The sequence below is a fragment of the Pseudomonas sp. WHRI 8519 genome, from assembly GCF_040224055.2.
Classification (GTDB): Bacteria; Pseudomonadota; Gammaproteobacteria; order Pseudomonadales; family Pseudomonadaceae; genus Aquipseudomonas; species Aquipseudomonas putida_X.
In genome coordinates this window covers 4,858,488-4,871,447 of the sequence record NZ_CP167996.1, presented here as the reverse complement: position 1 = coordinate 4,871,447, position 12,960 = coordinate 4,858,488, and the positions used below count along the sequence as shown (strand labels likewise).

11 protein-coding genes are annotated in these 12,960 nt (G+C 63.2%); 10 read left to right on the top strand and 1 reads right to left on the bottom strand.

Translation table 11 applies throughout. The annotated features are described in order from the left end of the window. The first annotated feature begins 201 nt into the window (after window positions 1-201). From ABRP30_RS22245 to wspR, 8 genes are all read left to right on the top strand, one after another. A complete protein-coding gene (locus tag ABRP30_RS22245; protein ID WP_241804355.1) occupies window positions 202-891 on the top strand; it encodes a tellurite resistance TerB family protein in 690 nt (229 codons plus the stop codon). 128 nt (window positions 892-1,019) lie between these two features. Further along, window positions 1,020-2,642 (top strand): methyl-accepting chemotaxis protein, encoded by a 1,623-nt coding sequence (locus ABRP30_RS22240; protein ID WP_349974752.1) that lies wholly within the window; start codon window positions 1,020-1,022, stop codon window positions 2,640-2,642. Window positions 2,643-2,647: 5 nt separating this feature from the next. Further along, the gene (locus tag ABRP30_RS22235; RefSeq protein WP_267818307.1) at window positions 2,648-3,154 is read left to right on the top strand and encodes a chemotaxis protein CheW; all 507 of its coding nucleotides are present in this window, start codon (window positions 2,648-2,650) and stop codon (window positions 3,152-3,154) included. Next, window positions 3,151-4,395: a protein-glutamate O-methyltransferase CheR gene (locus ABRP30_RS22230; protein ID WP_267818305.1), complete on the top strand. Its 1,245-nt coding sequence runs from the start codon at window positions 3,151-3,153 to the stop codon at window positions 4,393-4,395. The genes ABRP30_RS22235 and ABRP30_RS22230 overlap by 4 nt, the downstream gene beginning before the upstream one ends. Then, window positions 4,392-5,057, top strand: coding sequence for a chemotaxis protein CheW (locus ABRP30_RS22225; protein WP_267818303.1), 666 nt, complete (start codon window positions 4,392-4,394; stop codon window positions 5,055-5,057). The genes ABRP30_RS22230 and ABRP30_RS22225 overlap by 4 nt, the downstream gene beginning before the upstream one ends. Then, the gene (locus ABRP30_RS22220) at window positions 5,054-7,321 is read left to right on the top strand and encodes a hybrid sensor histidine kinase/response regulator (protein WP_267818301.1); all 2,268 of its coding nucleotides are present in this window, start codon (window positions 5,054-5,056) and stop codon (window positions 7,319-7,321) included. Before ABRP30_RS22225 ends, ABRP30_RS22220 begins: the two co-directional genes overlap by 4 nt. After that, window positions 7,318-8,331: a chemotaxis response regulator protein-glutamate methylesterase gene (locus ABRP30_RS22215; RefSeq protein ID WP_349974751.1), complete on the top strand. Its 1,014-nt coding sequence runs from the start codon at window positions 7,318-7,320 to the stop codon at window positions 8,329-8,331. The genes ABRP30_RS22220 and ABRP30_RS22215 overlap by 4 nt, the downstream gene beginning before the upstream one ends. Before the next feature lie 51 nt (window positions 8,332-8,382). After that, window positions 8,383-9,387 carry a Wsp signal transduction system regulator diguanylate cyclase WspR gene (wspR, locus tag ABRP30_RS22210; protein WP_349974750.1) on the top strand — a complete coding sequence of 335 codons (1,005 nt, stop codon included), beginning with the start codon at window positions 8,383-8,385 and terminating at the stop codon, window positions 9,385-9,387. 39 nt (window positions 9,388-9,426) lie between these two features. On the opposite strand, the gene ABRP30_RS22205 is transcribed toward wspR, so the two are convergent. Beyond that, on the bottom strand, window positions 9,427-9,822 hold the full coding sequence (locus ABRP30_RS22205; RefSeq protein ID WP_267818295.1) for a hypothetical protein: 396 nt from the start codon (window positions 9,820-9,822) through the stop codon (window positions 9,427-9,429). Window positions 9,823-10,033: 211 nt separating this feature from the next. Here ABRP30_RS22205 and prfB point away from each other — a divergent pair. Together prfB and lysS are read left to right on the top strand one after the other, a co-directional pair. After that, a protein-coding gene (gene prfB / locus ABRP30_RS22200; RefSeq protein WP_241804364.1) for a peptide chain release factor 2 occupies window positions 10,034-11,129 on the top strand; the annotation gives its coding sequence in 2 pieces (ribosomal slippage) (window positions 10,034-10,105 and window positions 10,107-11,129; 1,095 coding nt in all). An 89-nt stretch (window positions 11,130-11,218) separates the two neighbouring features. Beyond that, a complete protein-coding gene (gene lysS, locus ABRP30_RS22195) occupies window positions 11,219-12,721 on the top strand; it encodes a lysine--tRNA ligase (protein ID WP_267818293.1) in 1,503 nt (500 codons plus the stop codon). Window positions 12,722-12,960 lie beyond the last annotated feature (239 nt).

The window sequence follows — 12,960 nt, the reverse complement described above, 5'->3', positions numbered from 1 at the left end:
TCCCTCTTTTGTAGAGCTTGGTCGGGGCAGTCATCAAGAAAGCAGTGGAGCGATCGTCATAGGTGTAAAGCGCTTGTGGCGAAATCGAGTCTAGTTGGCTTTTTGCCCACCGATGCAACATCCGGAAGCAAATCCATGGGTGGCCCTGGGCCCTGCAGGCCTTACTCTGAACGTCATTTTCCGCAGCGTGGAGCCATGCCAATGAATACTCGGGGTCTGCTCGATCAACTGCTCAAATCCGGCCAGGAACTGCTGAACAAACAGGGCGGCGCAAGCAAGCCGGCCGCAGGCTCAGGCGGCCTGGGCAGCCTGTTGTCCGGCGCTGGGGGCGGGGCGCTGGGTGCCGGCGCCCTGGGCTTGCTGTTGGGCAACAAGAAGGCGCGCAAGTACGGCGGCAAAGTGATCACCTACGGTGGCCTCGCCGCGCTCGGTGTGCTGGCCTACAAGGCCTATGGCAACTGGCAGGCCCGTCAGGGCGCAGGGCAGGGGGCCGAACCGCAAACCCTCGATCGCCTGCCCCCGGCCCAGGTCGAGCAGCACAGTCAGGCGGTACTGCGGGCGTTGGTGGCAGCGGCCAAATCCGATGGTCACATCGATGACCGTGAGCGTGCGTTGATCGAAGGCGAATTCACCCGCCTGGACAGCGACCGTGAACTGCAGCACTGGTTGCACGCCGAGCTGAACAAGCCGCTGGACCCGGCCGAAGTCGCGCGCGCCGCACAAACGCCGGAGATGGCTGCCGAGATGTACCTGGCCAGCCTGATGATGGTCGATCAGGAGAACTTCATGGAGCGTGCGTACCTGGATGAACTGGCCCGCCAGCTTCGCCTGGACCCAGCGTTGCGTCAGGAACTGGAAAGCCAGGCCCGCCTTGCCGCCGCAGGTCAATGACACGCACATGATCTGATCTCAAGGCAAGGATGCCTGATTACCCCGTATATTCAGCCGCCTAAGCGTAGGAAGCCTGGGCTATACTTCGGCGATTTTTCCCGCTCGTTGTGAATTCCTGAGGGCTGAATGTGAAGAACTGGACCTTGCGCCAACGGATCCTGGCAAGTTTCGCTGTGATCATCGCCATCATGTTGCTGATGGTGGTAGCTGCTTACTCGCGGCTGGTGGCGATTGAAAGTGCCGAGCAGGCAGTCGGTGACGACAGCATTCCCGGGGTCTACTACAGCTCGATGATCCGCAGTGCCTGGGTCGACAGCTATGTCACCAGCCAGCAGTTGGTGGGGTTGTCCGGCCACCGCGAGATCACAGCTGCTGACATGGAGCTGTTCAAAAGCTTCGATGATCGCCTCAAGCAATACCTGGCCAGCTACCAAGGCACCATTCACGAAAAGGACGACCAGGCCCATTTCGACGCCTTCATCCAGATGGAGGCGAACTACACCCAAATCATTGGTCAGGTGATCGAAGCCTACCGTCGGCGTGATTATGCCGAGGCAGAGCGGTTGATCAAGGACGTACTGACACCGGCGTGGTCGCAAGGCCGTAATCATCTCAACAAGATGATCGAGTACAACCGCGAAGCCGCCGACACCGCTAACCACCAGATCGTCGGTGCCGTGAGCACTGCCAAAGGCAGCATGATCGTTTCGCTGTTGTTGGCAATCATCGCGGCGGGCATCTGCGGCCTGCTTCTGATGCGTGCCATCACCGCCCCGGTGCAGCGCGTGGTGCACGCCCTCGACAAGCTGCGCTCGGGCGACTTGAGCATGCGCCTGAGCCTGGACCGCAAGGACGAGTTCGGCGCCATCGAAAGCGGCTTCAACGTGATGGCCGAGGCCCTGGCCAAGCTGGTGTCCCAGGCTCAGCGTTCTTCGGTGCAGGTGACCACCTCGGTCACCGAAATTGCCGCCACGTCCAAGCAACAGCAGGCCACCGCCACCGAAACCGCTGCGACCACCACGGAAATTGGGGCCACTTCGCGCGAAATTGCGGCGACATCGCGCGATCTGGTGCGCACCATGACCGAAGTCACCAGTGCCGCCGACCAGGCCTCGAGCCTGGCCGGTTCCGGCCAGCAAGGCCTGGCGCGCATGGAAGACACCATGCACCAGGTCATGGGTGCAGCCGACCTGGTCAATGCCAAGCTGGCGATCCTCAACGAAAAGGCCAGCAACATCACGCAGATGGTGGTGACCATCGTCAAGGTCGCCGACCAGACCAACCTGCTCTCGCTCAATGCTGCCATCGAAGCGGAAAAAGCCGGCGAGTATGGGCGCGGCTTTGCCGTGGTAGCCACCGAAGTAAGGCGCCTGGCGGACCAGACGGCTGTCGCCACCTACGACATCGAGCAGATGGTGCGGGAAATCCAGTCGGCGGTATCGGCAGGGGTGATGGGCATGGACAAGTTTTCCGAAGAAGTACGCCGAGGCATGTTCGAAGTGCAGCAAGTGGGCGAGCAACTGAGCCAGATCATTCATCAGGTACAGGCGCTGGCGCCACGGGTGTTGATGGTCAACGAAGGCATGCAGGCCCAGGCTACGGGTGCCGAGCAGATCAACCAGGCACTGGCTCAGCTCAGCGATGCCAGCACACAGACGGTGGAATCGCTGCGCCAGGCCAGCTTCGCCATCGACGAGTTGAGCCAGGTGGCCGCGGGCCTGCGCGGTGGTGTATCGCGCTTCAAAGTCTGACCGCCATGAGTGACCTGTACTCGCATGCGGCAGTAACGGCCAGCGCCAAGGGCAAGCTGTACCTGCTGTTTCGTCTCAACGAGCAACGCTTCGCCCTGGATGTGCGCGAGGTGATCGAGGTGCTGCCGCGCCGGCCACTCAAGCCGATCGCCCAGGCGCCGGCCTGGGTTGCTGGGATTGTCGCCCATCGTGGCGTGCTGGTGCCGGTGGTCGACCTGTCGGCCCTGAGTTTCGGCCAGCCTGCCACTGCGCGCACCAGCACACGGCTGGTGCTGGTGCACTATCGCGGCGAGCATCAACTGGGGCTGATCCTCGAACAGGCTACCGAGACCTTGCGCTGCCTCGCGGAGGAGTTTCAGCCCTATGGGCTGGACAACCCCGACGCGCGTTACCTGGGCCCGGTTCGCCAGGACGCCGATGGCCTGCTGCAGCGTATCGAGGTCGATGACTTGCTGTCGGACCCCGTGCGCGAACTGCTGTTCCCACCAGCATCGGGGCAGGTGTCGGCATGAGCGAGCAACGGTTTTTCCGCTTTCTGCAAGCGCGCATCGGCCTGGATGTCGAGTCGGTCGGCGTGCCCATGGTCGAGCGTGCCCTGCAGCAGCGCTGTGTCGCGGTCAATGCTCAAGACCTGAACGACTATTGGCTGTACCTGCAGCGCTCCGCAGAGGAGCAGCAAGCGCTCATCGAAGCGGTCATCGTCCCGGAGACCTGGTTCTTCCGCTACCCAGAGTCGTTTACCGCGCTGGTCGGGCTGGCCCACAAACGCCTGAACGAACTCGCCGGCGAGCGGCCGCTACGCTTGCTGAGCCTGCCGTGCTCCACGGGCGAAGAGCCGTATTCCCTGGCCATGGCCTTGCTCGATTCGGGGATGAACCCGGCTGCGTTTCGCATCGACGGTATCGACATCAGCCCCAACTCGGTGGCCAAGGGCGTGCAGGCGGTCTACGGTCGCAACTCGTTCCGCGGCGCTGAACTGGGCTTTCGCGAGCGCCACTTCAATGCGCTTGCCGAGGGCCATGAGTTGAATGAGCGGGTGCGCGCGCAGGTGGACCTGGCCGTAGGCAACGTGCTCGATCCGGCACTGGGCAGCCGTAATGGCTGTTACGACTTCGTGTTCTGCCGCAATTTGCTGATCTACTTCGACGTGGCGACCCAGCAGCGAGTCTTCGAGGTGCTCAAGCGCCTTACCCACGAGCACGGCGTGCTGTTCATCGGGCCGGCCGAGGGCAGTTTGCTGGCAAGGTTGGGGATGCGGCCACTGGGCATTGCCCAGTCGTTCGCCTACGTTCGCCAGCCGTTGGAGACGCCAGTCCAGCCTCGGCTCAGCCCGCCGGTGCCAGTCGCACCGACCCGCCCCGTGCCGGCCCCGGCGCCCATTTTGCGGCCATTGCGCTCGGTGCCGGTTGCCCCGCCCACAGCCGTGCAGCGCGAGAGCGCCAGTGAGTTGCTGGCCCTGATCGCGAAGCAGGCCAACGCCGGGGAGGGCGCGCAAGCGCGTGCCAACTGCCAGCGCTACCTGCAGCAATTCGAACCCACGGCTCAGGTGTATTACTGGCTGGGACTGCTCAGCGATACCGAAGGCGATGCCCGGCAAGCCCAGATTCACTACCGCAAAGCCCTGTACCTGGAGCCGCAGCACCCTGAGGCGCTGCTGCACCTGGCCATGTTGCTGGCGGCCCAGGGCGACGAAGCAGGTGCCCGCCGCTTGCAGGAGCGCGCGACACGCGCTGGCAGGGGGGCTGAACGATGAGCGTTGAAGACGCGATTGCACTGCTCGCCGAGGACGTTGAGCGTATCGACGATTGCTGGAACCGGATCGGCGTGCACGGCAACAAGCAATGCCCGCTGCTGGAAAGGCATATCCACTGTCGCAACTGTGAAATCTATGCGGCGGCCGCTACCCGTCTGCTGGATCGCTATGCATTGGTCCAGGACGATCAGGTGCAGGAGGCGGCGCAGGCCGAGGCCAGCGTCGGGCGCTCGCTGCTGCTGTTTCGTCTGGGGGAGGAGTGGCTGGCCCTGGCCACTGCCTGCCTGGCCGAGATCGCCCCGGTGCAGCCGGTGCATTCCTTGCCGCATCAGCGCTCCCGAGTGCTGCAAGGGGTGGCCAATGTGCGTGGCGCACTGGTGCCGTGCCTGTCGCTGAGCGAACTGCTGGGGGTGGCGCACTTCTCCGAGGCTGCACACAGCAGCCGGGCGATCCCGCGCATGTTGATTCTGGCGGCGGCAGGCGGGCCAGTGGTGCTGGCGGTGGACGAGATCGACGGTATTCATCGCCTGCAGCCCACACTACCGGGGGGCACTGAAGATAGCGCACCCTTCACCGCCGCCGTGCTGCAGTGGCGTGGGCGCAGCGTGCGTGTACTGGATGATCAACAACTACTGTCTGCCGTGCAGCGGAGCCTGTCATGACCCCTGAGCAAATGCGCGACGCATCGTTGCTCGAGCTGTTCAGCCTGGAAGCGGAAGCTCAGACCCAGGTGCTCATCACCGGGCTGATGGCACTGGAGCGTGACCCGACCCAGGCCGATCAGCTGGAAGCCTGCATGCGTGCTGCGCACTCGTTGAAAGGGGCTGCGCGCATCGTTGGCATCGACGACGGCGTCAGCGTGGCCCACGTGATGGAAGATTGCCTGGTAGCGGCCCAGGAAGGCCGGCTGTTGCTGCGCGCTGAACATATCGACGCCTTGCTGCGCGGTACCGACCTGCTGCTGCATGTCGCCACACCCGGTGACCCCGCCGGTGAGGGCGCGGTACCCGGCTTTCTGGCCCAGATGTCTGGCCTGCTGGGCCCTTCCAGTGCACCTGCGCCTGCCACGGAGCCGCTGCACAAACCATTAGCTGCGGCCGACCCGATCACTGCCGAGCCTGAGCCAGAAGCAGAGCCGCTTGTGCCGCGCAAAACAGGCAAACGCAGCGCACCAGGTGGCGAGCGGGTGTTGCGGGTAACCGCCGATCGACTCAACAGCCTGCTCGACTTGTCGAGCAAGTCGCTGGTCGAGACTCAGCGCCTCAAACCCTACCTGGCCACGCTGCAGCGCCTCAAGCGCATGCACGGCCAAGGCATGCGCGCCCTCGATGGCCTGAAAGCCCAATTGGAAGGCAGCGGCCAGAGCCTGCTGGTGCTCGAAGCGCTGGCCCAGACGCAACGGTTGTTGCTGGAAACCCAGCAGATCCTGCAGCAGCAGACCGCCGACCTCGACGAATTCGGCTGGCAGGCCAGCCAGCGCGCCCAGTTGCTGTACGACACCGCCTTGGCCTGCCGCATGCGCCCGTTCGCCGATGTGCTTACCGGCCAGAGCCGTATGGTGCGGGACCTGGGCCGCTCGCTGGGCAAACAGGTGCGTCTGCAGATTGACGGTGAAAAGACCCAGGTCGACCGTGATGTACTGGAAAAGCTCGAAGCGCCGCTGACCCATCTGCTGCGCAATGCAGTCGACCATGGTATCGAACTGCCTGAGCAAAGATTGCTGGCGGGCAAACCGCCAGAAGGCGCAGTACGCCTGCGGGCCTCCCATCATGCCGGCCTGTTGGTCCTTGAACTGAGCGATGACGGCGCCGGTATCGACCTGCAACAGCTACAGCGCAGTATCGTTCAGCGCGGCCTGTCCCCGGCCGATACCGTGGCGCAGATGAGCGAGGCGGAGCTGCTGACCTTCCTGTTCCTCCCGGGCTTCAGCATGCGCGACAAGGTGACCGAGGTCTCCGGCCGTGGCGTCGGCCTGGACGCGGTGCAGCATCTGGTGCGGGACCTGCGCGGCTCGATCGAGCTGACCCAGCAGGCCGGCCAGGGCTGCCGTTTCCATCTTGAAGTGCCGTTGACGCTTTCGGTGGTACGCAGCCTCGTGGTGGAGGTAGGCGGTGAGGCTTATGCGTTCCCGCTGGCGCATATCGAGCGCACCGTGGAAGTGACGGCCGAGCAGATCGTGCAAATCGAGGGGCGGCAGCATTTTTGGCATGAGGGCCGGCATATCGGCCTGGTGGCGGCCAGCCAGTTGCTCAACCGGCCTGCCGTGCAAGGTGATGAAAGCGGTTTGCCGGTGGTGGTGATCCGCGAACGTGAACAGCTGTACGGTGTGGCCGTGGAGCGGCTGATCGGTGAGCGGGTGCTGGTAGTGATGCCGCTCGATGCACGGCTGGGCAAGGTCCAGGACATTTCTGCGGGGGCGCTGCTGGACGATGGTTCGGTGGTGTTGATCGTCGATGTCGAAGACGTGCTGCGCTCGGTCGAGAAGCTGCTCAGCACCGGCCGCCTGGAGCGCATCGAGCGCGGCGTGCAGGCCGGCCGTGGTGCCAGCCGCAAGCGCATTCTGGTTGTCGACGACTCGCTCACCGTACGCGAGCTGCAACGCAAGCTGCTGAGCAACCGCGGCTTCGAGGTGGCTGTGGCGGTCGACGGCATGGACGGTTGGAATGCGCTGCGTAGCGAGGATTTCGACCTGCTGATCACCGACATCGACATGCCGCGCATGGACGGTATCGAGCTGGTCACATTGGTGCGCCGTGACCAGCGGCTGCAGTCGCTGCCGGTGATGGTGGTGTCGTATAAGGACCGCGAAGAAGATCGACGGCGGGGCCTGGACGCTGGCGCCGACTACTATTTGGCAAAAGCCAGTTTCCACGACGATGCGTTGATCGATGCTGTGATCGAACTGATCGGAGGTGCTCAAGGATGAAGATCGCCATCGTCAACGACATGCCCCTGGCGGTAGAAGCGTTGCGCCGGGCCCTGGCCCTGGAGCCTGCGCATGAGGTGATCTGGGTGGCCAGCAATGGCGCCGAGGCCGTGCGCCAGTGTGCCCAGGCAACGCCCGACCTGATACTCATGGACCTCATCATGCCGGTGATGGATGGAGTGGAAGCGACCCGGCAGATCATGGCCGAAACGCCCTGTGCCATCGTCATCGTCACCGTCGACCGCAAGCAGAACGTGCACCGCGTGTTCGAGGCCATGGGCCACGGGGCCCTGGATGTGGTCGACACCCCGGCGCTCGGCGCGGGTGATGCACGGGAGGCAGCGGCCCCGTTGCTGCGCAAGATCCTCAACATCAGCTGGTTGATCGGCCAACAGCGGCCCAGCGCGACCAAACCGGTCGCCGCGCCTTTACGCGATGCCGCCCAGCGCCGCGGCCTGGTGGCGATCGGCTCTTCGGCCGGGGGGCCTGCGGCCCTCGAGGTACTGTTGAAGGGGTTGCCCAAGGGGTTTCCGGCATCCATCGTGCTAGTCCAGCATGTTGACCAAGTGTTCGCTGCCGGCATGGCCGAGTGGCTTGGCAGTGCCTGTGGCTTGCCGGTGCGCCTGGCCCGTGAAGGCGAACCGCCGCAGCCCGGGCAGGTCCTGCTGGCGGGCACCAACCACCATATACGCCTGCTGCACAACGGCCAGTTGGCCTACACTGCCGAACCTGTCAACGAGATCTACCGGCCCTCGATCGATGTGTTCTTCGAGAGTGTGGCGCGCTATTGGCGCGGGCAGGCGGTGGGCGTGCTGCTCACCGGCATGGGGCGCGATGGTGCCCAAGGCTTGAAAATGATGCGCCAGCAAGGTTTCCTGACCATTGCTCAGGACCAGTCAAGCAGCGCAGTCTACGGTATGCCCAAAGCCGCCGCGGCAATCGATGCAGCGGTGGAAATCCGTCCGCTGGAGCGAATCGCCGGGCGCTTGATGGAAATCTTTGCACAATGACGATATGTATTGAGTCACACCGCTCCTGCGGCCGTGATCAGGTGAATAGGGATGATTGATCTACCGATCGAAGGGTTTGCGACCGCCAATGAAAATTCGGCGATGGTCTTGCTGGTCGATGATCAGGCGATGATCGGTGAAGCGGTGCGGCGTGGCCTGGCCCAAGAGGAAAACATCGATTTCCATTTCTGCGCCGACCCCCATCAGGCCGTGGCCCAGGCCATGCGCATCAAGCCCACGGTGATCCTCCAGGACCTGATCATGCCGGGCCTCGACGGCCTGACCCTGGTGCGCGAATACCGCAACAATCCGGCTACCCGGGACATTCCGATCATCGTGCTGTCGACCAAGGAAGACCCTCTGGTCAAGAGTGCCGCCTTCGCTGCCGGGGCCAACGACTACCTGGTCAAGTTGCCGGACACCATCGAGCTGGTGGCCCGCATCCGCTACCACTCGCGCTCGTACCTGACGCTGCTGCAACGTGACGAGGCCTACCGGGCATTGCGCGTGAGCCAGCAGCAATTGCTCGATACCAACCTGATGCTGCAGCGGCTGATGAACTCCGATGGCCTCACCGGGCTGTCCAACCGCCGCCATTTCGATGAGTACCTGGAGCTGGAGTGGCGGCGGGCCATGCGTGAGCAACAGCAGTTGTCGCTGCTGATGATCGATGTCGACTATTTCAAGGTCTACAACGACAGCTTCGGGCACCTGGCCGGTGATGAGGCGCTGCGCAAGGTGGCACAGGCCATTCGCGGTTCGTGTTCACGGCCTACCGACCTGCCGGCGCGCTACGGTGGCGAGGAGTTCGCGCTGGTATTGCCCAACACCTCCCCGGGCGGGGCGCGGCTGGTCGCGGAGAAACTGCGTCAGACCGTATATGGCCTGGATATCCCGCATACCGCGCCGCAGGACGACTCGCGCCTGACCGTGAGCATTGGCCTGGCGACGCAGACCCCGGCTGTGGGCAGCCATTGCCGGCAGCTTATATCCGCTGCCGACAAAGGCTTGTACCTGGCCAAGAACAGTGGTCGGAACAAAGTGGGTATCGCATAAGGGCTTGGCTGGCACGAGCGGGGTAGCCGCCAGTCAAGTTTATTTGGCGGCTTTTCTCTTGAGCCGGTAAGTGCGATCTGCAGAGCGGACGGTGAGCTCCGTTTCTTCGCCTGCGATCTTGAACCTGACGACCGCCCATATTCTGTAGCTGGCGGCCTCTTTCAGGACGGCGCCGGGTACATAGCCTTCAACGGTCTCTTCGCGTCGGGGGTCTGCAGGTGATCGTCCCGTTCCCCAATTATCGCCGTAACAGCCGACGGTGACGCTTTCGAGCCCGGGAATGTCCTCCTTCAACCCCGGGTAATGTACTTTTACAGGGTTACGGGCGGGCGCTGGGTCGAACTCTAGCGTGTCGTTCACGGCGTTCGTGAATTCTGGAGGCAGAATTTCGAACCCTTCCAGCATTTTCAATGCGCGGTCAAAGTCATCACTCATTTTCATTGCTCCCATTGAGGCGGCGGACGATCCGCATGCCTGAGGGCAAGTCTTGCGTGGCTCGACGCCTGGGGGCTACTGGCAGAATTGCCAGGAAATCACGCGCGGTCATGATCCGGCGCTGTGCGGGCTGCTCAACGGGCTGCTGTGCTTGGCTGTATGGGTTATACTCGCGGGCTTTTCACCGAATTCGTACGAGAGCCCCGCGCCCATGGAAATCCAACCGATCCTGAACACCATCAAGGACCTCACCGAACGCTCCCAGTCCATTCGGGGGTATCTTTGACTACGATCAAAAGCATGACCGCCTGATCGAAGTCAACCGCGAGCTGGAAGACCCCAACGTCTGGAACAAGCCTGAGTACGCCCAGGCCCTGGGCCGCGAGCGCGCCATGCTGGCGCAGGTCGTCGAGACCCTGGACAAGCTGTCCGGTGGCCTGGGGGACTGCAAGGACCTGCTCGACATGGCTGTCGAGGAAAATGACGAAGGCGCCGTCAGCGATGTCGTGACCGAGCTGGAAGGCCTGGAAGAAAACCTGGCCCAGCTTGAGTTCCGTCGCATGTTCAGCGGCGAGATGGACATGAACAACGCTTACCTGGACATCCAGGCAGGTTCCGGCGGTACCGAAGCGCAGGACTGGGCCAACATCCTGCTGCGCATGTACCTGCGCTGGGCCGACAAGCGCGGCTTTGACGCCACCATCATCGAGCTGTCCGAAGGCGAAGTCGCCGGCATCAAGGGCGCCACCGTGCACATCAAGGGCGAGTACGCCTTCGGCTGGCTGCGCACCGAAATCGGCGTGCACCGCCTGGTGCGCAAGAGCCCGTTCGACTCCGGCGCCCGTCGCCACACCTCGTTCTCGGCGGTGTTCGTGTCGCCCGAGATCGACGACAAGGTCGAGATCGATATCAACCCGTCCGACCTGCGTATCGACACCTACCGCTCCTCCGGTGCCGGTGGTCAGCACGTGAACACCACCGACTCCGCGGTGCGTATCACCCACGTGCCGACCAACACCGTGGTGGCGTGCCAGAACGAACGCTCCCAGCATGCCAACAAGGACACCGCCATGAAAATGCTGCGGGCCAAGTTGTACGAGCTGGAAATGCAGAAGCGCAACGCCGCTTCCCAGGCGTTGGAAGACAGCAAGTCGGACATCGGCTGGGGCCACCAGATCCGCTCCTACGTGCTCGATGACTCGCGCATCAAGGACCTGCGTACCGGCGTCGAGCGCAGCGACTGCAACAAGGTGCTCGATGGCGACATCGACCAGTACCTGGAAGCGAGCCTCAAGCAGGGGCTGTAAGCCGCACACCACCGCCGCGATGCCTGTACGCCGGCATCGCGTGCCCTGCCCGAAAAGGGCAACGAATACCTGATGGAAAGAATGACGACATGAGCGACCTCAAGACCGAATCGCAAGACCTGCAACAGGAAGAAAACACCCTGATCGCCCTGCGCAAGGAAAAGCTTGCCGCCGAGCGCGAGAAGGGTCAGGCCTTCCCCAACGACTTCCGCCGCGACAGCTACTGCAACGACCTGCAGAAACAGTACGCGGACAAGACCAAGGAAGAGCTGGAAGCGGCAGCGATCCCGGTCAAGGTTGCCGGTCGCATCATGCTCAACCGTGGCTCGTTCATGGTCATCCAGGACATGACCGGGCGCATCCAGGTCTACGTCAACCGCAAGACCCTGCCGGAGCAAACCCTGGCCGCGGTCAAGACCTGGGACCTGGGCGACATCATCGCCGCCGAAGGCACCTTGGCCCGTTCCGGCAAGGGCGACCTGTACGTCGAGATGACCAACGTACGCCTGCTGACCAAGTCGCTGCGCCCACTGCCGGACAAGCACCACGGGCTGACCGACACCGAGCAGCGCTACCGCCAGCGTTATGTCGACCTGATGGTCAACGAAGAAACCCGCCACACCTTCCGTGTGCGTTCGCAGGTGATCTCGCACATCCGCAAGTTCCTCATCGACCGCGACTTCCTCGAAGTCGAAACGCCGATGCTGCAGACCATCCCTGGCGGCGCCGCGGCCAAACCGTTCGAAACCCACCACAACGCCCTGGACATGGCCATGTTCCTGCGTATCGCGCCGGAGCTGTACCTCAAGCGCCTGGTGGTCGGTGGTTTCGAGAAAGTGTTCGAGATCAACCGCAACTTCCGTAACGAAGGCGTTTCGACCCGGCACAACCCCGAGTTCACCATGCTCGAGTTCTACCAGGCCTACGCTGACTACCGCGACAACATGGACCTCACCGAGGAGCTGTTCCGCGAGCTTGCCCAGCTGGTGCTGGGCAGCACCGATGTGCCGTATGGCGACAAGGTGTTCCACTTTGGTGAGCCGTTCGTGCGCTTGTCGGTGTTCGATTCGATCCTCAAGTACAACCCGGAGCTGACCGCAGCGGACCTTCAGGATGTCGAGCGGGCCCGCGACATCGCCAAGAAAGCCGGTGCCAAGGTGCTGGGCCACGAAGGCCTGGGCAAGCTGCAGGTGATGATTTTCGAAGAGCTGGTCGAGCACAAGCTGGAGCAGCCGCACTTCATCACCGAATACCCGTTCGAAGTGTCGCCGCTGGCCCGTCGCAACGACGACAACCCGGCCGTGACCGACCGCTTCGAGCTGTTCATCGGTGGCCGCGAGATCGCCAACGCCTACTCCGAGCTCAATGACGCCGAGGACCAGGCAGAGCGTTTCCTGGCCCAGGTGGCCGAGAAGGACGCCGGTGATGACGAAGCCATGCATTACGATGCCGACTTCGTTCGTGCCCTGGAGTACGGCATGCCACCGACTGCCGGTGAAGGTATCGGCATCGACCGCCTGGTGATGCTGCTGACCAACTCGCCGTCGATTCGCGACGTGATCCTGTTCCCGCACATGCGCCCACAGGCCTGAGTGGATTGAACAAGCCGCCTTTCGGGGCGGCTTTTTATTGCCTGAAGCCTTATTTTGTTTGTCAGAGCCCCTTCGCCGGCAAGCCGGCTCCCACAGAAACCGCACTGCGCTTGAACAGCGCGGGGTGTTTGGGCGGCCCCCGGACGTTGGACACCCATCCAATGTCGTTGGGCAGTGCCCGTTGTGGAAGCCGGCTTGCCGGCGATAGGGCCGGTGCAGTCACCCCCAAGATCGATGAG